Below are 24,250 nucleotides of genomic sequence, written 5' to 3'. Positions count from 1 at the left end.
CCGTATCGGGGTTGTTTGGTGTGGCAACGATGAAGTTCGGCCCGTATTGACACGAGAGCGCGACGGCGTCCCGTCGCGCTTCAATGTCGTATCACATCATACCGAACAATGTTGGTGTGAGCCGCAGATAGATCTGGGCAGAGATCGGTGTGGTCCCATAGGCACCTTGCAGTGACGCGGCAAAGAAGTTCGCCGTTGCTTGGGCGCCAATACTTACGTCGATCAACGCGATAGTGGTGAGTCTGCGGGAGATCCCAAGTGTCACCGAGGTGATGTCCTCGATCGCTCCGTGAGCCCCTTCCTCGTCGAATCCTAGTTCCTCGCGAGACTTCTGGACCCATTCAGCACGGACGTAGGGTACTGTTCCGGAGAGGTCAACTGCGGCTTCTGCAAGTACTGCGAATTCCTCGTGACCATGCCCGGCATCATTGTGGCCACCGGCTACCATTCCTGACCACCAAGCATCTGTATCTCCGGCTGAAAATTGCATCGATGCGGTTGTTCGAACCACATCGGTCGTGGATCCAAACTCGGGTTCGTTCAGATATCCCTGCGAGATCTGTGCTGTGATATACCTGCTTGGCGCCCACGAGAGTCGCCATGAATACGAATCGAACAACGGTGCATCGAAGTTGTATCGGTTCTCATCAGGCTCCTTACCCGTGAAGATCGAACCTTCGGCCTTGAACTGTCCAACGCGTACTCCCATCGTTCCAACACCGAATACAATGTGTGTTGCATCCAGCCAGTGATGTCCTAGAGGAGCGTCGGGATTGGAGATGCTTGAAGCACGGTGCATAAAAGCCGTTGGTCCCAGAGCCGGTTCGCCCGGATAGCCGAGGTAGGCAGTAACGTCAACATCATCGTTCAAACGCTGGGTGTAGGCCACCGCCAGAGAAGCAAACAGATCGTGCGGGTGTTGGTGATCCACAAGGGGCTTGCCTTCCCACGATTCTCCGGTCTGGAATAGCAATGGATACCCTGCGCCCCCTACCGTGAGAGGGTCCAGCGAGATCATTGCTTGAAGACTAAGAAGTCCATTCTCTCCGATACGACGTTGAGCCATGGCCATCACGTAGTTTGGTGCATCGAATTTCGAGTCGGAGCGCTTATCGCTGTTGTTGATGTTCACCCATGTCTGACGAAGGAAGAGTGATCCATGCAACATCAATTGCCAACCACCAAGATCATGGTTCATAATGGCATACATCGGAGAATCATCCGGCTGCCAACCGGTTCCCGAACCATTCCGCGTCATCGGTAACGAGAGTGACGTTGAGGCGGTCATCATTGTTGATGGATCGATGGCTGAAGTTGGAGCTGTAGAATCGTGCTGTTGATGATCGTGATGTGCATGCTCCTGTCCATACCCTAGCCTAGTGGCAAGGAGGAGCGCGATTGTGATGATGATGAACGTTTTCATTGGTGTGCAGCTTCAACAGTGATGGATCCGCGTAGCATGTTCATACCGCACGTAAACTCATATGTTCCGGGCTTTGTTGGAGTGAATTCCACGGTTGTCTTTGCATGCGGCGCGAGATCACGCTTGATACCGAACGCCGGGATGAGAAGTTCTTCACTGCATGGAGAGGTCTCGTGGCGCTCGAAGACGAGGCGTACGGGTTCTCCCGAATGAACGTTGATCTTTGACGGACTGTATCCACCCTTTACAACAATGTGTTGAGTTTGGATACCGTTTGCTGTAGTAGCCGACATAGCGACTCCTTTCGATGAAGTGAAAAAGAAGAATGCGATCCCCAGAATGAGTGCGAGTCCCGCACCGGAGACGATCCATTGTGTTGTGTCCATGAGTCTACCCTTTGAATGAAAATGAACGAAGACGAAGTGCATTTGTAAGTACGCTCACTGAGCTGAGGCCCATAGCCGCAGCAGCAATGGCCGGATCTAGGGCGATGCCAAGGCTTGGAACGAAGAGTCCGGCCGCCAATGGTATCCCAACAACATTGTAGATGAAGGCAAAGAAGAGATTCTGCTTGATGTTCCGCATCGTGGCGCGTGAAAGCTGAAGGGCATGTGGCACATTTCGCAGATCACTGTTCATCAGCGTGATGTCCGCCGCTTCTTTCGCTACGTCCGTTCCGGTGCCGATAGCGATCCCGACGTCTGCCTGAGCCAACGCAGGAGCATCATTGATGCCATCTCCCACCATTGCAACAGACTCACCTTCAGACTGGAACCGTTTGACCAGGTCGATCTTGTCACTAGGTTTTACTTCAGCATAGACCTCGTCGATCCCCACGGATTCAGCAATAGCAGCAGCTGTAGAGCGTGCATCGCCGGTAAGCAATGCAACACGGAGCCCCATGTTCTGCAGTGAGGCGATGGCTACAGCAGATGTGGGTCGAACAGTATCGGATACTGCAAATGAGGCAACATGTTCGCCGTCCTGAGCAACAAACAACACGGTCTGAGCTGACCGTTGCCACGATCCCTCTGTAGCGGAAAAAGACGGTTGCCGAACGATATTGTGAGCGTTGAGGAGATCTTCATTCCCGATCAACATTGTATGATCATGTACAACTGCACGGATCCCGAAACCAGGCTCCACGGTGATGTCTGAGACGTCAGTCAGGGTAGCACCACGTGATCTGGTGTGGGAGGCAAGTGCATCAGCAAGGGGGTGCTCGCTTTTTGATTCGATGGAATGGATGGCCGACATGAGATGTAGGGCATCGAGTTCCTCATGGATCAACGAGTCGGTAACAGTCGGTCTGCCAATGGTGATCGTACCAGTCTTGTCAAGAACCACCATTGTCACGCGATGAGCTGTTTCAAGTGCCTCGGCATTGCGAATCACGAGGCCGGATTCCGTTCCCTTTCCTGTCCCAACCATGATGGCTGTAGGTGTTGCAAGGCCAAGAGCGCATGGACAAGCAATGATGAGAACGGAAACGAGATTGATCAGAGCGCCAGCTAGGCGCGTGTCGATCGGCAACACATTGAACCACGCTACAAACGTTGCAACGGCGATGATGAGTACGGCCGGCACGAACCACGAGCTGATCAGATCGGCAAGCCTCTGGATCGGTGCCTTGCTGCTTTGTGCCTGTTCCACAAGCTGCATGATCTGTCGCAGCGTTGTATCAGCTCCAACACGCATCACAGTAGCCCGGACGATCCCTGTTCTATTGATCGTACCTCCAATGAGCACAGCTCCGGCGGTTTTTGTCACGGGAATGCTTTCACCAGTGACCATTGATTCATCCACAGACGTGGAGCCGGACAGAACACGCGCATCTATCGGGATACGTTCGCCCGGGCGGATGATGATCGTGTCTCCGACTTCAACATCGTCGATAGGAAGATCTATCTCCAGGCCGGTTCGTACAACGCGAGCTGTTGACGGTTGAAGGACCATGAGTCTGGCCATGGCCTCTGAGGTCTGAAGTTTCGCACGTCCTTCGAGAACCTTGCCGAGTGTTATCAGCGTAAGGATCGTGGCCGTTGTGTCGAAATAGACGTGCGGATGTTGTCCTGCGTCATGAAACAGCTGTGGCGCAATGGTGGCTACAGCGCTGTAGACAAATGCTGTGCCCGTGCCGATCGTCACTAGCGTGTCCATCGTTGCAGTGCGATGCAGTCCCGCATTCCACGCAGCCACTGCGTATTCACGTCCGGCTATCCAAAGAACCGGGATTGTCAGAAGGAGTTGGACCCAATTCAGGGTTTGTTCGGACACTGTTTCCTGAACCGTTGGGAAGAACATCGTCATTCCCAGGATCATCGTTACCACGCTGAATGGCAGTACGATCCAGAATCTCTTAACGAGATCTTGGTGAGCCAGAAGTTTGAAATCTGTGGATCCGTTCGACCCACCTGATCCATCGATCTGCGCACGATATCCGGCCTTCTTCACGGCCTGTGTGAGGAGTTCGGGCGCTATTGGGCCCTGTGTGGTGACGTGGGCTTTATCAGAGACCGGGTTGACGGAAACGTCTGTCACTCCGTCGAGTCTGCGCAGTGCTTCTTCGACGTTCACAGCGCATGAGGCACAGGTCATTCCTGTGATCGTCATGCTGACTTTTTGTTGCCCGGTTGGCGATGATGATGTAGGCATAAAATTGCTCCGTTGATTACGGATGCAACCTAGCCCCTTGCAATACCCTCTATGTTACGGTACACCACACCGCACTTGTAAGATTTTCAGGTTCGATCACGAACCAATGGTCTCTATACCTTTTCGTGCCTGCACTGCCTCTTTCTTGAAGGTGGTAGGGGGCAGGCCGGTCTCTTGTTTGAATTGATTGGAGAGATAGGCAACACTGCTATAGCCAAGTGTGAAGGCGATATCCGTGAGTGACATCTCATCGTAGACGAGGAGTTCCTTAATGCGCTCGATCTTCTGTGCAATGAGATACTTCTCGATCGTACATCCAGCTGTTTGTGAGAACACCGTGCTGATGTATCGATAGTCTCGTTGTGTGGCCTGTTCGATGTATTCACTGAGTTTGAGATGCATGGCGGACAGTCTGTCACCTTGCACAAGATCGATGATGAGCTCCTTCACGCGTTCCACCAAGGCGGTAGTACGGTCCTCAACAAGATCGAATCCATCCTTGATGAGCATCTCTCTGATGCGATCGAGCGGAAGAGAACTATCGTGCTCAACAACGGCTTCACCGATGCGAACATCCACCACACGAATGCCGAGCGACGTGAGGTCTTCAGTGATCACGCGTTTGCAGCGAGAACACACCATATTCTTGATACGAAGGTTAGTGATCATGGTGTGAACATATGAAAGCCCCTTTTAATAGAACACGAATGCTGCGCCGAGTCGCAGGTCATACGGGGCGTTCTGTGTTACGGCAACAGAGAGTAAGAACTCCAAGCCAACGTGATATGATAGCGGTTTGGAGAGGAAATTGGCATCAATGAAGACGGGTATTGGAAGACCGCCGCCCGATACTGTTACGGCGCTGACGGACGGGCCAGCAGAGAGTCCGATCTTCAACGCGTCGAACAGCTGCACGCCAAACCCTGCGCGAAGAAGTGCAAACCACTTATCGCGTGCAAAACCATACGTTGCCATCACGCTTGGTACAAAGGCCGTTACTGTCTCATAGCCTGCTGAACGGGAGCGAGGAAGTCCGAATGATGAGAGATTGTAGATGATGCCTGCCGAGGCATCGATCGTATAGCCAACCGTGCGTCCAACTGTGAGAGCATGTGCGCTCAGCTCAAAGAACGGACCGCGTACGGACCGGGCAAGAACACGGGCATTCTCGTACCGTTCGTCAATGAGTGGTTCCGGGGTGTAGAGAAATGCGCGACCGTATGGATCGGGGAATGGCGGTTTGTCTGTGAACACGCGAAGCACGTCATCTACATAGTCGTGATACGGGACCACCGTTGCAGCAACATCGTCTACAGATGTAGCGATCGCTGTTTGGGCGCGTGAGATCTGAGCCGGATCGAACCAACCATCGCCGTAGAGGAACTCCATGGTCGGGTCGTGGGCAAAGCGGAACGCAATTCCAATAGTACGATAGAACTCTTCGCATCCTTGTTGTTCAAGAGAAGAGTTCGTTACAGGTGAATGAAGAGAGCTTTCCGGTGCGTGGTGACAGTCAGCAATATGGTGATCGCTGGCAAAGAGATCAATAAGGAAGTGATCGGCGATGGCCGAAGTGATCATGGCAAGTTTGACGAACTGCGACCGTTGGGATCGTTTGCCGAGGCTCATGCCATGTAGGAGGAGTGCGCGAGCACGTGCATGGAAGAGTGCATACATAGCAGGAGCCGTGAGCCCCCTATCCAGAGAGTCGGGGAGAGTCCAATCGAGCGTATCGGAATTCGCTGTGAACGTGAACTGTTGTTCCGACCGATCCCTGAGCGTGGGTAGGAACTGTCGAGCAAGAGCAGGCGTGATAGCATGCAGTTGCGATGCATACGAGGCACCTGGTGTAACGCGGTGATGAAGTTCCGTTGCGTGTGAGAGCGCGGCAGGGGATCGAAGAAGGTTGAGTGTTTTGCTGTTGAGGTAGATCCTTGCGCCTCGTTGTTGACTGAGGACGGCCGATTGTAGGGACTTGAGAAGCGTCAGTGCATCGGTGTTGGGAGTTGAGAGGATCTGCGAGACATCGCCATAGGTGAGGAGGATATCCGGGCCGCCTGCTCCGTCAACGATCCCAACGATCTCCGTGATGTCGTTGTCGGAGAGGAGCGTGCGGACCTGCTCGTTCGTCGTAAGCGCATCAATGAAGGCCGCATTGCCGATGAGGCGATGTTCCGTTGTATCTCCGGCGAGAACGCAAAGCGACGGGATGGAGATCCCGAGGGCGAGGAGGAGGAGTGCGCGGAGCATCGCGCAAAATACCAATACCGTACCGCGCCCGGCACCAAGGGTGCCGGGCGCGGGTAAACCGTTCCGTGAAACGTACCCGGCACCAAGGGTGCCGGGTACGGGTAAACAGTTCCGTGAAACGTTCCCGGCACCAAGGGTGCCGGGCGCGGGTAAACCATTCGGATGTCACGTTCGGATGGCGTGCAGGCACTATGTCAGGAATCCAATTCACAAACAGGAGTACTGACATGCCGAAGAGAAAAACCGTCGCCGCAGTAGGAGAGTGCTACCACATCTACAATCGAGGAGCCTTGCGTATGCTTCTTTTCTTCTCGCCAACGATGTACTATCTCTTTCTGACTTTGATGCAGGTGTATGCTGAAAAGTGCAATGTGGTGATCATAGCGGTCTGTCTCATGCCGAATCACTTTCACTTGTTGGTTCGGGTTGAAGCAGAGGGGAGAGTCGATCTGTTCATGCATATGCTTTGCGGGGAGTATTCTCGACGAGTGAATGCGCAGCTAAAGAGAACTGGGACGATTTATGAAGGACGCTACCAAATGAAGCATGTGACCACGGATTCATACTTCAAGTGTCTTTGCAGATACATACACAACAATCCGATCAAGGGTACTCTCGTTCGGCATCCGGCAGAATGGGTGTATTCGAATCTTCGAGAAACTCTTGGTCTGCGTTCGCTGATCCAGGCAGCGCACAGCTTTATCATTGAAGTATTTGGTTCTGCCGAAAAGTATGAGTCGTACCTCTTGGAGAATATCCACTCTACCAAGATCGATGACCTCGAATTGGCGAAAGACCTTGCAGACATGCGTCTCGTCTAGCGTCACACTCCTAGCGTCGCGCCCGGCACCAAGGGTGCCGGGCAGTGTCACAATCCGCCCTAGCGTCGCGCCCGGCACCCTAGGTGCCGGGCGCGGGTTGTGGGTGTTGTGCAGTGTAACCATCCGTTTCATCATTGCGTCCTTAGGTCATACACCGAAGGGAGCCCGCGATGAATGCCTCATACCGTCATCAGCCCCGTGCCGTTCATATGAAACGGGATGCGTATTCCGGATATGGCCTAGCACTTATTGTTATGGCCGTGCTCATAGCCGCTTACTCGTCTACGCTGAGAACCTATCCGATTGTGAAGGGGATCACAGAGTATGTCAGCATTTGCATTATTGATAACCGGAAGCTGAAGATCATCAATGATCTGGTAGGGGGCTCTACGGATGCAAAGGCAAAGGTCGTTTCAGCGCGGAAACCGTCCGGCCAGACCTACAAGAGCGTTGAAAAGGTAGCCGAACCAGAGATCATAACGCTGAACGTTGTTGTTCCGCAGGACGGAGATAACGGCGACCTTGGTAGTGGTCCCGTTGGAGATCCGAATGGTTCAGGAACCACAGTTACGATGGAGCCCCCTATCGAAGAGGATACCGTTGACGATGAGTTCGTTGTCGTGACGAAGGAGCCGAGCTACGATGAGCAAGCACTGAAGATGGCGATGAGGTATCCCGACGTTGCGCGACGGAACGGAATAGAAGGAACGGTGCTCGTGAAGGCGTTGATCGGTGTTGATGGTTCCATTGTTACTGCCATCGTTGTTGAGAGCGACAATCCGATCCTTGAGCAGGCTGCGCTTGATGGAATACGTTCGATTCAGTTTACACCGGCCAACAACAACGGTCAGAATGTGGCGTGCCACGTCTTCGTGCCAGTGAGCTTCCGACTCGGTCGTTGACGAAGGCCCGATGGGAAGCCGTGCCCGGCACCCTTGGTGCCGGGCACGGTGCCGCTGGCACCCTTGGTGCCGCTGGCACCCTTGGTGCCGCTGGCACCCTTGGTGCCGGGCACGGTGCCGCTTAGTGCCGGGTGCGAAGCCGGGTGCGGCGGATGAACATCGCGATCCCCGTAAGGATGACCACCGCGAACAAGGCTAGGCCATACACCGCCGCCGTGGTGTCAAACATGATGATGTTCACTGCCGTGAAGACGCATGACATCACGAAGACGCCTACGGCGATGTGGATGTGCGGGCGTACCCGGGGTCCGGCGAGCCAATAAATCGAGGCGGCGCCGCAGGCAAGTCCAATAGCGTCGATGAAGATCGTGTAGTTCAAGATCCGTTCGAACGACTCACCAACGTAAACGCAGAGCACACTCAGAAGTGTGAAGGCGATCAGAGATCCGTGACGGAAGCCCCCTGACGTGGAGGAGAGTCGAGCCGGCAACACACCATCCTCACTCATCGCATTGATCACTCGTGGGTTTGAGAGCATGGCTACGTTCACGTAGCCAAAGACGCTGATCACGAGGACGATGGAGAGGAGAGTGGACCCGGCAGGACCGAAGAGTCTGTCCACAACCATCGCCGCGATCGACGTGGAGTGGGCTAATTGATCGAACCCTAACACGTGAACGTAGGCAAGATTCGCCAACAGATAGATCGTGGTGATGATCAACACTCCAAGAACGATGGCAAGGGGCATCTTTCTCGTGCTATCAGAGATCTCCCCGCCAAAATTGATCGTGGATTGATATCCTCCGTACGTAAAGGACACCGCGATCAAGGCAAGTCCAAACGACTCCCAAAGCCCCTTACCGGGAAGAACGGAAGAGACCGTTGTGGTCGGCGCGGCATCAACGAGAACAAGCGCGGCGATGATGCACAACAACATCAGGACCTTGATCCCGATCAGAACGTTCTGAACCGTTGCACTCGTACGAAGTCCGAGAAGGTTAAGTCCGTACAGAAGAACGATCATCGCAGTGGCTGTGATGCTCGTGTGCACGCCGGGCAACCACGATGCGACGTATTCTGCACCGATGATCGCAACTCCGGCTGCAGACGCCGCGTTCGAAACAAGGATGATCACATTCACCGCAAAAGCAACAACGGGATGATATGCCTTTGCGTAGATCCGGTAATACGCACCGGTTACCGGCATCCTCCTTCCGATGTCCGCAAATGCCAAGGCCCCACAGATCGCGATCACGCCACCCGTGATCCACGCCAGGTAGAATATCGTTTCATTCCCGGAACGTGATGCAACAACGGCCGGCGCCCGAAAAATGCCCATCCCGATCACGAGACTGATCACGAGCATCACGACGTCGAACATCTTCAGTGTGCCATTGGACTGAATAGGGGGCTTTTTGCCGGATGATCTCATGTCACGAAACCATACTCTTACGGAGGCACTTAAAGAAGGCGCTTGAAGAAGGTGCTTGAAGAAGGCGCTTAAAGAAGCTACTCATCCGCAAGTCCGTTCTCGATGGCATATCGTACGAGCGCCGCCGCATTCCTAAGGCTGAGCTTCTGCAGGAGGTTCCTGCGATGGGTCTCAACAGTGAAGGGGCTGACGAAGAGTTGCTCAGCGATCTCCTTTGTTGTCTTGCCGTTGGCCACAAGACGTAACACTTCAAGCTCGGCGCGGGTGAGCGGAATGTTCTCGCCGGCCTCTTTCTTTCCCGTTACGCGCTGAATGAGCGATGCCTTTGCGGCATCACTGATGTACTCTTCGCCGCGGGCAACGGTTGCTATTGCGAGCATGAACTCATCCCGGCCCGCGGTCTTGAGAACATATCCCGAAGCGCCGGCCTTCATCGCACGCGAGATCGTGCCGCCGGCATACTCCTGCGTGAGCATCAACACCGGGATCATGCTCTTCGACTTTCGGATCTCTGTGAGCGCCTCAATACCGTCCATCATTGGCATCGAAATGTCGAGTACGAGGACGTCTGCTTCTGGATACTCTTCTACCAGACGCACAGCGTCTTGACCCGTGGAAGCGGTCGCAAGAACATTGATCTCGGACGAGTCTTGCAGCAGCGAAACGAGCGCTTCGATAAAGATGTCGTGATCGTCAGCGATGAGGATGTTGAGCATGGGGCTTGGGACGTAAATCTACAGAATGTTCCCGGAGCCGCACCCGGCACCCTAGGTTCCCGGCACGCACCCGGCACCCTAGGTGCCGGGCACCAAGTGCCGGACCACCACGGTAACCGTGGTGCCCTGCCCCACGTTCGAATCATAATGCAGCTCGCCGCCGATGGCGGCGGCGCGGGCGGCGATGTTGCGCAGACCCATGCCGGCCTGGGCGGTTGACATGTCGAAGCCGATGCCGTTGTCTTCAACGGTGAGGCGGAGCTCGTCGCCCTCCTGCATGACCTGCACGCTGGCCTCGGTGGCGTCTGCGTGACGTAACACGTTGGCTATCAGCTCCTGCGCAATGCGGAACAAACCGATCTCGGTCGGCTCGGCAAGTCTTGCCTCAAGTCCCACGGCCACAAGATCGAACCGCGTCTCTTCTTTGCCGGAGATGTTGGAGATGAGTTCGCCCAATGCGGCCGTAAGTCCGAGCTCCTGCAACGTACTGATACCAAGGGCGTGACTCAACGTCCGCACGTCCTTCGTTGTCCGATGCAAGATCCACTCGGTCTTGTCAAGGGGCTCCAAGAGTTCCGCAGCATCTTTGTCTGTAGCTGCCCGACGGATGATGGTGTCTCGCAAACGTGTGAGATTAATGCCGGCTGCGGCAAGGAGCTGACCTATTCCGTCGTGAAGGTCGCGGGCGATACGCTGTCTCTCAGCCTCCTGCGACTCCAACGTTGCCTGCACGGCACTGTTGGTCTTCTCCTGCTCGTGCTTGCGTACGACGTGGGTTCTGATTCGAATGCCGACAACGGTGAGGATGATGGCAAGGAGTCCTACAATGCCGCGAAAGGTCCAGGTGCCCCACCAGGGCGACTCAATGATCACGGTGATCACGATGCCGCTCTCATTCCACACGCCGTCATTGTTCGACCCGCGCACCTGAAACGTGTAGACTCCCGGCGCCAACCCTGTATAACTCGCAATTCGTCTGTTACTCGTTGTTGTCACCCACGATGGATCCACTCCGTCGAGTCTGTACGCGTATTGATTCTTCCCGGGATTGATAAAGTTCAACGCCGAGAACTCAAAGGAGAAGAAGTTCTCGGAATGGTCCAACCGCACGGTGTCGCGGTCATAGAGTTCTTCGGTGGTAAGCCGGTCAAAGATCCGGAACCCGGTGATCACGATCGGCGGAACACGTGTGTTGTCTCGTAGGTCCAGGGGATGGAACGTACTCAGTCCGTTGATGCCACCAAAGTACAACCTCCCACTCGCATCCTTGCAAAAGGCCTTAAACGTGAATTCATTGCCCTGCAGTCCGTCTCCACGGTCGTAGAGTTTGAACCGATTGTTCTGCGGCTGCCACCGAACAAGCCCCTGCGTTGTTGCGATCCACAACGCACCGGCATTGTCCTCAAGCAACCCAACAACACTGTTCGTTACAAGCCCGTCCTTTGATGTGATGTTGGTGAAGTCATCGGATTGCCTGTTGTATCTGCTGATACCGCCGCCAAAGGATGTTGCCCAGATGTCTCCGGCGTGGTCTTCGTAGATCGACCAAACGCGCGTTCCACAAAGCGAACGGATGTTTCCTTTTTGGTGGACGTATCGACGGAAGGCTTTTTCTTCCGGGATGAACCGACAGAGTCCTTCATCGGTGCTAGCCCAGATATTCCCGCGACGGTCTTCGAGCATCGACCATACACCGCTTGCAAGTAGACTTTTATGATCGTTGGGGTCGTTGCGAAACCACTGGATCAGATTTCCATCCGCACCACATTGGGCAAGACCTTCATACCGCGTGCCGATCCACAGAAGCCCCTTACGATCTCTGAGGATGGACCACACGATTGGACGTGCACCATCGAGCTGACGAAGTCGGGGGAGCGGATCATAGAACCGTCCGCGACGTTCATCATAGGCAACTAGTCCGCCATTGGTCCCAAAGAACATCGTTCCATCGGTATCCTGATAGATCACGTTGACGGTGCTGTTCGGCAATGCACCGCGTGTTGTGTCGCCGGCAAAGAAGCGTTTCCATCCTCGTGTTGCTTCATCGTATCTATTGAGACCATAGTCTGTGGAGACCCATAGAGCCCCTTCCCTGCTTCGTAACACCGATCGAATGCGCAGTTCGCTCAGGGTTGTGGGATTGTTGGGATCGTGTCGCCATGTGGTGATGCCCGAACCGATGCGACTTATCCGCACCAGCCCATCCTCCATGCCGATCCACATCGTACCCGTGCGGTCTTGGAACGACGTGATGGGAAGTCCGGTGATGATCGGTCCGGTCGTGATAGGGGGCTGAGGGGCACTCCCTGCCTGTAATCTGTCCGGCGGTTCGCTATACACCGAATAGTGCGGATGATACCCTTGCGAACTCTTCGATCCGGCAATGGATGCATACCAACAGTTTCCTTCACGATCCACCGTGAGTGCGTATTTGGCTCGGCTGCTGCCCTCGATACTTGTGGCTACGCGAAGGATGTGGACCGTGCCCGACTTCGGGTCGAAGCGTCGGATGAAGTCCGGATCGGCGTTGTTGCGATTGCCGTGCGACAGAAATCCGAGTTCAAGCGTTCCGTCCGGACCATTGCCAAGGATCCGAGAGTCACGTCGTTCCGTTGTAGAAAGCGTCCACGTCCGAAACGAATCCGTTGGCTCATCATAGACGCTCATGGACGTACCGGTCTCCTCCGATGAATCATCGGAGTACCCACCGCGCGTGCATACCCAGAGTTGTCCTACTCGGTCAACGAACAACGAGGTTGGTTGTGCGAACGACCTTCCATTCACACGCGAGGCTGCATACCGTTCGATCTTCCCCGTGCGTTTATTGAACCGGTCAAGCCCCTTATCCGTTGCGATCCATACGTTTCCATATCTGTCCGTGATCAGCGCATTGATCTTTGCTCCGCTCAAACTTTGCGGATCAAGCGGGTTATGGATGAAGTGCGTGAACTTGTCCGTTCTTCGGTCGAGCCTGTTCAATCCATCGGTCAGCGTCCCTGCCCAGATATAGCCCGAGCTATCCTCAACGATCGTCGTCACCTTATATCCCGAGAGCCCGGTAGGATTGAAGGCATCATAGAGGTACGACCGAAACCCATAGCCATCATACCGTTCCAGGCCGCTCACCGTCCCAAACCAGATATAGCCATGGCTATCCTGCATCACGCTATAGATGGCGCTAAGGGGCTGACCATCCTCCGCCATGATCCGCTCAACACTGAACCGAGGGTCCTGCGCCTGCAGTGTGGAGGTGATCCCAGCGCCCAATACGAGGCACATGACCAAACCGATGGTGACCCTGCGGAACATAGCCCTGAATATACCTGAAATCAGGTAGGAAGCTAAATCACGGTTTTCCGTGATGAATCCCATCCCAATACGGTTGCACATTGTAGGGCGATATAGAACACCCGGATTCAGGAGTTCAGTAGTTGCGGACGGAGGGGTCCGCAGCCACTCCTGAATCCGGGTTGTTCGTTATAGAAAAGACCTATTTTGTGCACTTCCTACTACGGAGGTCACCATGAAGGTCCTTGTAAACGTCTTGATCGCTTCGTTCCTTGCGATTGTAACGGTAAACGCGCAGAATACTGCCACGTGGGAAGTATGGCGAGACGCCGATCTCTTTAGACTGAGCACCCATGCAACAGACTCAGTTACCTACACGCTTGAGGGCGGAGTGCTTACGCTCCGATTTGAACTCCGAGAGGCGTTTCGATCACGTCCAACCCGTCGTTTGCAGATCACGATCCCGAATTTTACCGGGATCAAGAACTACGACCCAACTACAGGCACTACAACGTATTGGGAGAACTTCTCTACTACGGAGAAGTGTGCGTGTTTCGATCATGCTATCAACGATGTGAACATCACACGGTATGATTCGGTACGCAAGGAGATCGCCGGTACGTTCAACTGGAAGTGTGTATCAAACGTGAGTGGGACGGAGATCAACTACCGTATACGTAACGGATCGTTTGATGTAGGTGCTGCGAAGATCGCATTGGAACTCACACCCAAGGACTCCATTGTTGTTGCAAGCCTTGCCAATGACACCACACTGCGAGTAACAGTAAACGCAAAGAATGGAACAACTCCCCTCGAGGGAGCTCGGATCTTTGTCAATAACAAAGTAGAAGAAGTCGGCCCTACCTACACGGAAAAAGGCACCACCAACGCTGCGGGTGTTTTTGTCTATGACTTTCCATTCCGCAAGAACACGCCCCCTGGCAACTATGTAATCTCTGTTGTCGCAGAAAAAACAGATCTGCGCAAGAGTGATACCACAAAGGTGACGGTGTATTGGGGCAATCGTATCTGGAACTATAAGTGCGCTGGAATAAACGTCTTGGAATTCGACGCTGGTGAAGGACGCGAATGGAAGCCCGAGACTGAAGGATCATCTACGCTGAAGTCCAATGGACCTGTGACCATCGGCGGCGTGATAAAGGTTGATGGCGCTGTCAGTATCAACACCACTGCTGGTCAGAACAGAGTCTTTATTGAGAATGGTACTCGAATCGTCATTCCGAATGTGCGATTCTCGGCATCAGAGACATCAGACCTTCTGCTAACGAACATCGTAGATGGCGGCATACTTCCTCTTCCGGACTGTGATGGCATCATCAAGTTCGCTGCCGGACTTGCCGCAAAAAAACTCAATAAGAAAATGCCGGGTGGTGTTGAACTCACACTCGAAGAATTCAAGATCATCAATCGTGCCGATGCGAAGGGAATATCGATCAAGGGGAAGATCACTGTTGCACAAGCCAAGGTTGGATGTGATGCCGTAGCAGATTCAGCAGGGGGCTTTGAAGTTCCCGATGATGCGCGTCAAGGCCTCGCCATCGGCGTTACAGTAACCACAGCTGGTTGGGAGTCTCTCAGCTTCGAGGCTGAGGCTATTGCTTTGACGCATTCGGTGTGCATGAATCAATTCGCAGTGAACGCCGATTTCGTGAATGAGATCTATTCACTTGCAGGGAAGTTCACATTTCCGGTAAAGGGGAGTGAGATCTCGTTAGGGGGCGGTGTGTTGTTCAAGAACAATCCGTCCAATCCCGATAAAAAACTTCACTTCGATAGTCTAGTTGCAACTCTTGAGCTAGGTGAGTGCAAACCTATCCCGCAGACGCCCCTTTGCTTCAAGGCACTTTCCCTCTCCACAAGCGGTTGGTCCAATCCCAATGCTAATGGTAGAGCCGTACGCGCTGCTGTAACGTTGAACTCTATCGAACAGGTTATCCTTGATCGTGCACGGTGGATCGAAACACTCTTTGGTGAACCAACGATCTGTGAACTCGAAGGCACTGTTGAATACCGTCACCCATTGATCTTTACCGGTTCCATCGGAGCCAAGTTCTTCAAGCTTAAGAAGATCTCTGCGTCCAAGCCATGGCAGATGGAGGGGCTTCATACGGCCTATGTAGACTTCAACAACAGCATTGGTATTTCCGGGTCGTATCGGATCGGACACCTCGGACTCGACGACTATTTCCTCTCGGCGAACGGAGCAATGACGTTCTTCTGGAATCCAACGATCGGAGCATCGGCAACGGTTACAGGGCTCATCCGCATACCGGCACCAGGGCCTGAGGTTCTCGATATACCTGTTGGCGGAACAATTCTCAGATTCATGTCGCTTTCTGGACTGATTCCTCAAACGCTGGGCACTGCCAGTGCTTCAGTGCTTGTGAATGAAGACAATGGCTTCCGCATCACGGCAAGCGTTGATGTAACGCAACACCCTATTGATTTCGTCCGCTCATTTGGGAGAATGAGCATGGACTTCAAATTCAAGGACACCCTCAGCTTCACCACACGTAGAGACACGCTTGGTGCGATGCGCGTTTCTCGTAAGCTCGAAGACCTAGCACAAGGTGCAGCGCAGCCCGTGGACACGATCATCGTAGACAACACCATTGAGCGGGTGTTCGTGATGATCAGCGGGAAGACAACGGCACCAGTATCACGCCTCACGTCGCCTGATGGAACGAACTACGATGCCACCTCACCGGATTCCACGGTACAACGATTCTCAACGCCTGGTAATGAGATGACGGCATGGACAATTGTTAACCCAGTAGAGGGGAACTGGATACTCACGCTCACGTCGCCGCAAGAGGGAGATGAAGTAGAAGTAACATCGAATCGCAAGTCCACAGCATTTGCGATCTCATCAACTGCCGCCGACCGTACAGCTACGGTCACATGGGAGCCAACAACGCATACATCATCAAGCGACGAAGTACGGATCTTCCTCGACACAGACATGAGTGGTTACAATGGCGTGTTTGTTGGTCAGGTGGCGGAGAATGCCGGTACCTATACCTTTACCGTTCCGGACGAGATGACCGAGTGCACCTACTATTTCCACGCAACGCGTAATGTGGCTGGTCAGCCCCTTACCAGTGCCTATGCAACAACACCGATCACTACGGCAGGAACCGGAGTAGCATCACCGATCGAAGTTCGCGCAGTCTCCAACCAGTCAGGACGCACGTCAGTCTCATGGCGCATGTCTCCGGGCAGTCTCGTGAACGGCTTCCTCATCTACGTGCGTGACAGCGAGGGTGTTGATTCACTCTACGCCACGGCATTTGCAGAAGACAGGCTTGTGATGATCGACATTGTCAACCATGCAGCAAAACAGATCGTGATCATTGCCTTTGATAAGAATGGAAGTCGTGGTTGTGCAACGCAGGCACTTCCTATCACTACCGGTATCGAGGAAGAGCAATACGTTGTAACGGGGGAGAACTCGCAGATCGATGCAAGTATTGTTCCGAATCCAACGAACGGTCACACTACTATCCGCTTCACATGTGGTGCTGACGTGCGGGCCAGTGCAACCATCGATATCATCACTGTTGTTGGTCAGAAGATTGCAACACTCATTGTAGCCGATCCATCAACAGGATGGAATCAAGTAGAGTGGGATGCTCGCGGTGTGAACGCAGGCACCTACTATGTGAGGATCGAGCATTCAAATGGTCAGGCCATTGTACCAATTGTGGTGGTGAAGTAAGGGGCATGCGTGTCCTCCTCCTCCTTTTAACATTGCCAATTGTTGGTTGTGGTACCATCTTCCGTTCTCCGTCCTCGTACGAACGGATTGGGATACGCGTGCCGGTCAATGCAGTTGTGGTAGATGTTGGAAGTGGAGATACACTTGCGGTGAACACGAGCGATACGCTGGGGGCCCTGCGTGTTCCAGTCGATGCCTATCGTGTAACTGTCCTGCGCATCTCCACCGACACAAACATCACGTGGAAGGTATGGAAGCCCGAATTCCATGGACTTGCCATGTTGAACTTCCTCAACTATGGGGTCGGCTTTGTAGTGGACCAACTCACAGGTGCAATTGCTACTCCGCAGATCATAGACCGATATTCCATTGCAACGCGGAACGCAGATTCATCTGTCATCGCAGACCTTGATAAGAAATATGAGTCTCAGGCAGGTATCTGCGGCCCGTCGAGTGTGTTTGATGCTACGCGGCGTACGTGGCTCGTTGTTGCGTCTGCACGTATAGGAGCAGTTGGGCCAGTAACGGAGGCCGTCTTTTTCCCTAGTGCCCTTCAGGCAACGGTAGGTATTCGCCCCCTACACTTCTTCGAGATTTCCTACGACTACACCATGGCTAGTTATGTAGGAGTTGGTGATATAGATGATGCTTCGGTGAGTTTCAACGGAATCGGACTCTTGATCCGAGAGCCACACACCGGGCTGTTTGCTCGTGGCACGTATGGCAGAGGGAGCGTTGCCGGAGTAGCAGACAAATACGACATGGAGAACAAGAAGTACGTGTCAGGCTCGATTACGTGTTGGTCATGGGGCATCGGGTATAGCGGAGACTGGGCAACGTTCGAATACCGCCAGATCATCGCGCCACCCGATCAAACGATCGGCGGAGTTAATGCGAGTGGCAAAATGGTCAACATCTCATTTGGAGTGAATGTCTTCTTATAATCGTCATCCTGAGCGAAGCCGAGGGACCGAGCGGAGCCGAGGGACAAAAGGCAATATGATGCAGTCAGAATCAATGCAGAGCTCCATCATCTGGTATCGAGTGCCCTGGGGCAGGAGCGATTCGCTGCGAGTGTTCGCCGGCATCTTGCTCACCGTAGGTGTAAGAGCGTCTCCAATAGTGTTCGCATCGAGTTTCGTTGCCTTGGAGAGGCCCACTGCAATACTGGTGTTGCTCGGGTTGATCGTTGGTGGTGTGATCATCGCTGGGGTGATGACGGTGATCAATCTGACCGCTGAGCGAAGTATGACGCCCCTTGCCATCGGGATCGATGACGGTCATATTCACATTGATCGATCGCTATGGACGTATGGGGTGGATGTAGAGTCGATACCGGTATCGACTCTCCGAAGATTGAAGATCGTAAAGGTACCTGACCGACTCCGCAAGAAGAAGCGAACATGGTGGCAGAAACTGCTTCGATTCGAAGTAAATGTAGATCAAACCGACGTAGTGATCGACTATCAGGACCGAAGGAAGAAGATCCTCTTCCGACCTTCCGGTATCAGTGCCATTCTCGCAGGGCGGGAAGAACTCGTGAACGCGCTCGCCAACCTACCTGACGTGACCTTCTCGATCGAAGGCAAAACGGTTACTCGCGAAGAATGGCTGGCCACGTATACAGAGATGCAGAAGCACATTGCGATGGAGGAGAGCGGCCTCATCCTCAAAACCCAGTCACTTGGGATGCCATAGTCCAGCAGGATCGGCAGCGTTTGTATCGTTGCTGCTCATGTGTGTAGTTTCCTCAAATCATTCATCCGTCATTGTTAAGGGGCTCCAAAATGATGTTTCGTATTTCTCGTATGATCGCACTTGCTCTTGTTGTTGTTTCTTGCAGCTCAAATGATCCGGTGTCGCCGCAACCAACCGGTGATCAGCCGAAGACAGGAAGCACGTTTTCATTTGAACGTTTTTCGACGGATCCAACTACGGGTGAGCCGATTAGTAGTACGAAGTTGAGGTATACGGCCACGATCACGCAGACTGGGTTGACATTCTTAGGAAAGACCAATGTCAGCAAGATGAGGACGGAAGGAATTGGGGAGGTAACGGATGCCTATATCTACTACGATCCGAATGGCGACTTCAGTGTTGCTGCCCTATACAACAATGTCCCATCTGGGTGGGTAACATGGCCAGTTGCCTCGCACACAAAGACTGAGAACGTCATTGCCGATACAACGTACTCCGTTGGAGGCATTTCGATTTCGAATAAAGCTACCGCTACCACGATCTACGTTGGTACCGAAACCATGGTGATCGGCGGCAAGGATGTTACCGTGGTCAAGATGGTGCAGACCCTCGAGAGCGTCGTTACCTCATCCGGAGTCTCGCAAACGATAAGCCTGAGTCAGGATGGCTACTTCGCCCCTACGATCGGCTTCTTTGCAAAAACGTTCAATGACGGGCAATTGAATCCTGTCTCCGGAGAGAAAATGGAAGGGGTATTGTCAGTTCTCGTTGCCTACGACCTCAAGTGATGGATGGGGGGGATGTGGCGTCATTCCAGCAATCCTTCCGAGTCCCTGAATGTTTGGTAAAAAAAAAGCCACCGGAAGGTGGCTTTTTTCATACTTCAGAGATGGGTTATAGACCGATCCCGAAATCGTACTGAATACCAATCGACAGAGAAGGAATCTGTGGGTTTAGACTTTCATCGAGCCGCAGGGTTTTAAGATCCGTCCCATCGATATCATATGATCCGATGTAGTTGCCTGCAGTCTCGAAGAGCTGATTCAAGGTGTAGCCGGCCATGATATTGATCTTGAGCTTGCCAAAGTCGCTGGAAACGATCGGAATAGAACCACCGATACGGAATTCCACCATGGTAGACAGGTATTTTGCAGGATCATAGGTAGGACCTACCGGATCTCTGTTGAAGTCGTAGGTAACGTCGCCGTTGAATGCCGTATCAGCCGAGAACGTGCCGAACATCGAAACGGTATCACCCTTTATCGTCCTCGTGCTACCAGAGCTTGGGAATCCAAAGTTGACGCCGATGATAAAGCCACCAATGTTGAAGTGTGGGAACATGTTAATGAACGAGTACATTTCATTAACAGTATTCGAGTCGTTGGCCTGGCTCTCAGGCTTCATTTGATACCCATATGTTGCATAGCCAGCTTGGAGGCCAAAACCGATGTTGCTTCCTGCTCCAAATGGTGCTGTGATCGACACACCGAAGTCCGGCGGAACGTTGAACACCACGCCTGTCTTCATACCCTCTCCAACATCCGTCTTGATCGAAGCCTTTCCGGCAATGTATGGCCCGATGTAAAGCTTGTACTTCTGCTTTGTCGCTAATGTGGCAGAAGTGTCTGAGGAAGCTGGAGTAGGGGTAGACGTAGATTCAGCAGCAGCAGCAGAAGTGATTCCGCCAAACGCCACGTCTACTCCGAGACCTACCCACATCGGATAGCCAAGAGTTACGCGTGCAGAAACAACATCGCTAAAGTGATACCGTGCCCCAATTTGACCGGTAAATCCAATGCCGCTCGTGTAGGCAGAAGAAAAGCCTTGAAACGGATCTGTTTCTTCTCCATCAGACGTACGATACGTTACGTCCCAGCTGAAATAAGCTATGCCGAGAGAGAAGTACGGATCAAACTTCTTTTTTGGCATAAAGTGGTACGAAGCACCAACGTAGCCCATAAACAACGAATAGTCAATGGTTGGGACCGAGCCGGTAAGGCCAAGACCGCCGAAGTCTTCAGTAAACCCCGACAAGCCGAGGCCAGCGATAAGGCCAAAATTTTCCGTCATGGCGTATTCGCCATTTAGACCGTAAGCGAGCCCGCCTCCGATGCCCAGTCCGATCGTTGGACCAACAAACGTTCTCTCTTCAACGAACTGCGCACGCATAGATGTTGCTGCAGCAACAGTCAAAAAAACGAGGGCAAGTGCTTTGATTATGTGGCGCTTCTTGACCATTCACTCCTCCTATAAATTGGTAGGTGATTGAAACTCAAAAATGAGATATCCCGCATAATACGAATGTAGCGCAGTTTAATGCACCCGTGAAGATGCTGGAGTTCCGCGGGCGTTGGCCTCCTCCTCCCGCCCCTAACTGACCACCGAATCTGATGGTACGCTGACGTGCTAAACCCAATGCTAGATTCCAGTTGCCGAGTCGGTGGAGGACGTTGTCAAGTGACTGCGATGATTCGCGTTGTGATGGTAAGGGGGCAGGCGGAGTCTCCACCAATAGGTCCCTCGTCGCTCCGCTCCTCGGGATGACGCTGGCTTTCTTCGTTTGACAACAGCAAAAGAAGCGTCATCCCGAGCGTAGCGAGGGACCGCGGCAGAAATGGCGGAAAGAATAATGACAGTTGAGGCGTGTGGAATCAACTACTTCGAAAGCAGAATTGGCTGTGATACAACTGCTTCGCCTGCCACTATTGTGCAGCAATAGAATCCACTGCCTAGATGGGATGTAGGCACTGTGAAGTTCGTGGAATCACCATGCTTCGATTGATTCGACGACCACATAACCATGCCAAGCACATTTTGAATGGACACATGTACAGTCTTGAATCCTGGTGCATCAATGATGATGTTCAAGATATCGGTAGCGGGCTGAGGTGAACATTGAATCTTGATCATGGACGTTGTCGCATCACTATCATCGCTAGCAGACGAGACAAAATCCGTAAGTGGGCGAGTCCAGAGCCCCCTCCCAACCGTACCAGCGAAAACCGTGGAAATATCATTGTACTTGCCAACAGCGATTGCCGTGATGGTATTGTCATCAGTAAGGCTGTCTATCGTCTCAGCAACTAATCGACCGTTCCTAATGAGCATCAGTTTCCCAGTAGATGATGCCGCAACGAAGGTGAAGTTGCCATCAGGTGACCTTCGGAGATCAGCCAATGAGTTTGATGTCAGCACTGTACTCCATGTATACCCTTGGTCGGTGCTGGCAATGACGGAATGTTTTGTTCTCGCATACCAGATTGGACCCTCGCATGATAGCTGATAGATCGGATGATCGATTGGGAGTTGACTGAGCAGGGTAACCCGCCCACTAGTTCTGTCTATTGACTGCACCTTAACGTCTCCAGCCAATACATCAGCGAATGCATAGATGATTGAATTCTCGTTGGCTGTATAGATCGCGGAGAACGGAATGTTATCTCTTTCATAGTTTGAGATTGTTCGAGTGGTGTTATCGTAGAGAACCACTTGATTGCCACTGATGAGGATGGCTCGATATTGCGAAGCGAATGCTTGACTGATGGGCGAAATGGTGCCAGCTGGGAGGTAGTGTTTTTCGAAAGTACGCCCATAGTCGGTTGAGAAGTAGAACTCACTTCCTGCATTGCTCCTTGGCTGGTATGGCCATGCAACAACCACGGAACCATCAGCTCTTAGAGACTTTCGACTAAACGTAGAATCAAGAGTTTCTGCAGACACACCACCAATCGTCAGATCTGCACGCACCTTGACGCCCGGGCTTGACATAGTAATGACGTCGCTTCCGGACGCAGTAACATCCGATGTTATGCGGAATGCATGAGCCGGTATCTCTAGTAGCTCCCAGGGGGCTCCTTGTTCCGGTTGATGATACACACCAGACGTGCCGATGCACATCAAGCCGCGCTGAGTAGGGACAACGTTTGTAACAAAAATCGAATCAACATGAGATCCATACTGATCCCACGTAGCCCCTTTGTCAACTGAAACAAACAAACCGGTGCTAGAACAGAGGTAGATCGTTGTGTCAATAATGGAGACAGTTGAATACGATCGATTGAATGAATTCGCTGGATCATATCTCGTCCATGTTGTTCCTGCATCCCGAGAGACGAAGATCAGGGTGCTATATGCAGTAACCACCAGTGAATCTTTGATAGCAATACTATTCGGAGATCCCGTTAAGCCGCTCTTTGAGCGTTCATTCCACGTGCGTCCTTCATCAGTTGAGACGGAGAACCCTTCCTGCATGCAACAAATGTCAGGCCCGTAGTTCGCAAGCTTTCCGTTCCGATATGCAAGGGTGTCGGACTGCCAACTTCTTCCTTGGTCAATGCTACGATAGACCCGATTAGCGTCAGCTAGATAAAGTGTTCCCGACGGATGCAGAATTCCGCACGTAATGCCACTCTCGGTAACGATACTAGATAGTGACTGAAAGGAAAGCCCCTTATCAATCGACTGCAAAACTTCGCCCTTTGGCGTAACAAGCCATACCGTGTCTTGTGAAACAAGGAGGGCGGCAAGATCACCAACAAATGGAGTGGCGCGTTTGAAAACAAGATCGTTAAGCGATGCGGCAACCACCCCATCCGTGGTAGCCGCAACGATGGTGCTACTAGTTGCTGCGAGCGCTAACATTCCAATCGTTACCTGTTGCTTAGGATGAAACGGATACTGCGTCCACTGCGCAGCGGTGCTGCAAACGGATAGAATGATCGCTGCAGCTGACATCAAAATTCGCATCACAATTCACCCCTCAGAATACTACTAGCACATATCTTCTTCAGTAACTTAGGAAGGAGAAGAAAGTTTCTGAAGAGTACTTCGCAGTTTGCCGATCTTCTAAGCGCATTGCTAGATTGCCGTTGCCTCAGCGTTGGAGCGCAATATTAGGTGGTCGCATTCTGTGGAAATTCACAACCTTTATGTTTGTAAGAAAAGAAACTGTAAAGCAGCTAAGTAGGGAGATGTCATTGCCTTATAAAGGTAATGAGCAGGATTGGGATATTGAATTGGCAGACAAAAACAGGGTTGATGAGTTTATCTCCTTTTACAATGACAACGATTTGTCTAATGACATGAAGTATGCAGCTATGTCCATTATTCTTGCTTCGTATGATTATCTTCTAGATGACACTGAAATAGATAGAGATTATAGGTGGTATGAAATTGAAAGGATGTTAAAATCAGAAAAGCAACTATTTAGTGATTTGATAGAGTATTGGGCTGTTGAAACTGAAATAGAGGATGTCTTTAGAATTACACCCTTGGTTAGGGAAGTAAGGGCTACCTGGTAGGCATGCGCTGGAGATTCCGCGCCCCT

The 24,250-nt window shown here is 52.5% G+C and carries 17 protein-coding genes; 7 read left to right on the top strand and 10 right to left on the bottom strand.

The window, feature by feature from the left end:
* Positions 1-91: 91 nt before the first annotated feature.
* From IPI29_09125 to IPI29_09105, 5 genes are all read right to left on the bottom strand, one after another.
* Positions 92-1,423 (bottom strand): hypothetical protein, encoded by a 1,332-nt coding sequence (locus IPI29_09125; protein ID MBK7412699.1) that lies wholly within the window; start codon positions 1,421-1,423, stop codon positions 92-94.
* Positions 1,420-1,809 carry a cupredoxin domain-containing protein gene (locus IPI29_09120; protein MBK7412698.1) on the bottom strand — a complete coding sequence of 130 codons (390 nt, stop codon included), beginning with the start codon at positions 1,807-1,809 and terminating at the stop codon, positions 1,420-1,422. Before IPI29_09120 ends, IPI29_09125 begins: the two co-directional genes overlap by 4 nt.
* A 4-nt stretch (positions 1,810-1,813) precedes the next feature.
* A complete protein-coding gene (locus IPI29_09115; protein ID MBK7412697.1) occupies positions 1,814-4,078 on the bottom strand; it encodes a copper-translocating P-type ATPase in 2,265 nt (754 codons plus the stop codon).
* Positions 4,079-4,174: 96 nt separating this feature from the next.
* Positions 4,175-4,747, bottom strand: coding sequence for a helix-turn-helix transcriptional regulator (locus IPI29_09110; GenBank protein ID MBK7412696.1), 573 nt, complete (start codon positions 4,745-4,747; stop codon positions 4,175-4,177).
* 24 nt (positions 4,748-4,771) lie between these two features.
* Positions 4,772-6,328, bottom strand: a complete 1,557-nt coding sequence (locus tag IPI29_09105) for a hypothetical protein (protein MBK7412695.1) — start codon at positions 6,326-6,328, stop codon at positions 4,772-4,774.
* A gap of 227 nt (positions 6,329-6,555) precedes the next feature.
* Here IPI29_09105 and IPI29_09100 point away from each other — a divergent pair, with 227 nt between their 5' ends.
* Complete coding sequence (locus IPI29_09100; protein ID MBK7412694.1) at positions 6,556-7,149, top strand: transposase; 594 nt, start codon at positions 6,556-6,558, stop codon at positions 7,147-7,149.
* A 170-nt stretch (positions 7,150-7,319) separates the two neighbouring features.
* Entirely contained in the window at positions 7,320-8,051 is a 732-nt protein-coding gene (locus IPI29_09095; protein ID MBK7412693.1) for an energy transducer TonB, read from the top strand.
* Positions 8,052-8,172: 121 nt separating this feature from the next.
* Here the strand turns inward: IPI29_09095 and IPI29_09090 are convergent, their stop codons facing one another.
* The 3 genes from IPI29_09090 to IPI29_09080 form a co-directional block, all read right to left on the bottom strand.
* Positions 8,173-9,483, bottom strand: coding sequence for an amino acid permease (locus IPI29_09090; GenBank protein ID MBK7412692.1), 1,311 nt, complete (start codon positions 9,481-9,483; stop codon positions 8,173-8,175).
* A gap of 77 nt (positions 9,484-9,560) precedes the next feature.
* Complete coding sequence (locus tag IPI29_09085; GenBank protein MBK7412691.1) at positions 9,561-10,199, bottom strand: response regulator transcription factor; 639 nt, start codon at positions 10,197-10,199, stop codon at positions 9,561-9,563.
* 78 nt (positions 10,200-10,277) lie between these two features.
* Positions 10,278-13,508: a hypothetical protein gene (locus IPI29_09080; GenBank protein MBK7412690.1), complete on the bottom strand. Its 3,231-nt coding sequence runs from the start codon at positions 13,506-13,508 to the stop codon at positions 10,278-10,280.
* Positions 13,509-13,722: 214 nt separating this feature from the next.
* Here IPI29_09080 and IPI29_09075 point away from each other — a divergent pair, with 214 nt between their 5' ends.
* The 4 genes from IPI29_09075 to IPI29_09060 all read left to right on the top strand — a co-directional run bounded on the left by IPI29_09075 (position 13,723) and on the right by IPI29_09060 (position 19,712).
* Positions 13,723-17,226 carry a T9SS type A sorting domain-containing protein gene (locus IPI29_09075; protein MBK7412689.1) on the top strand — a complete coding sequence of 1,168 codons (3,504 nt, stop codon included), beginning with the start codon at positions 13,723-13,725 and terminating at the stop codon, positions 17,224-17,226.
* Positions 17,227-17,231: 5 nt separating this feature from the next.
* Positions 17,232-18,170 carry a hypothetical protein gene (locus IPI29_09070; protein ID MBK7412688.1) on the top strand — a complete coding sequence of 313 codons (939 nt, stop codon included), beginning with the start codon at positions 17,232-17,234 and terminating at the stop codon, positions 18,168-18,170.
* A 55-nt stretch (positions 18,171-18,225) separates the two neighbouring features.
* Positions 18,226-18,924 carry a hypothetical protein gene (locus IPI29_09065; protein ID MBK7412687.1) on the top strand — a complete coding sequence of 233 codons (699 nt, stop codon included), beginning with the start codon at positions 18,226-18,228 and terminating at the stop codon, positions 18,922-18,924.
* A 110-nt stretch (positions 18,925-19,034) separates the two neighbouring features.
* Positions 19,035-19,712 (top strand): hypothetical protein, encoded by a 678-nt coding sequence (locus IPI29_09060; GenBank protein ID MBK7412686.1) that lies wholly within the window; start codon positions 19,035-19,037, stop codon positions 19,710-19,712.
* A gap of 106 nt (positions 19,713-19,818) precedes the next feature.
* Here IPI29_09060 and IPI29_09055 read toward each other — a convergent pair whose 3' ends face one another.
* Both IPI29_09055 and IPI29_09050 read right to left on the bottom strand, forming a co-directional pair.
* Positions 19,819-21,162, bottom strand: coding sequence for a hypothetical protein (locus tag IPI29_09055; protein MBK7412685.1), 1,344 nt, complete (start codon positions 21,160-21,162; stop codon positions 19,819-19,821).
* A gap of 417 nt (positions 21,163-21,579) precedes the next feature.
* The gene (locus IPI29_09050; protein MBK7412684.1) at positions 21,580-23,658 is read right to left on the bottom strand and encodes a hypothetical protein; all 2,079 of its coding nucleotides are present in this window, start codon (positions 23,656-23,658) and stop codon (positions 21,580-21,582) included.
* A gap of 194 nt (positions 23,659-23,852) precedes the next feature.
* On the opposite strand from IPI29_09050, the gene IPI29_09045 reads away from it, so the two are divergent.
* The gene (locus tag IPI29_09045) at positions 23,853-24,224 is read left to right on the top strand and encodes a hypothetical protein (protein MBK7412683.1); all 372 of its coding nucleotides are present in this window, start codon (positions 23,853-23,855) and stop codon (positions 24,222-24,224) included.
* Positions 24,225-24,250 lie beyond the last annotated feature (26 nt).

Source organism: Ignavibacteria bacterium (assembly GCA_016707005.1).
Lineage (GTDB): Bacteria > Bacteroidota > Ignavibacteria > Kapaibacteriales > Kapaibacteriaceae > UBA10438.
This window is presented reverse-complemented; position numbering and strand designations above follow the sequence as displayed.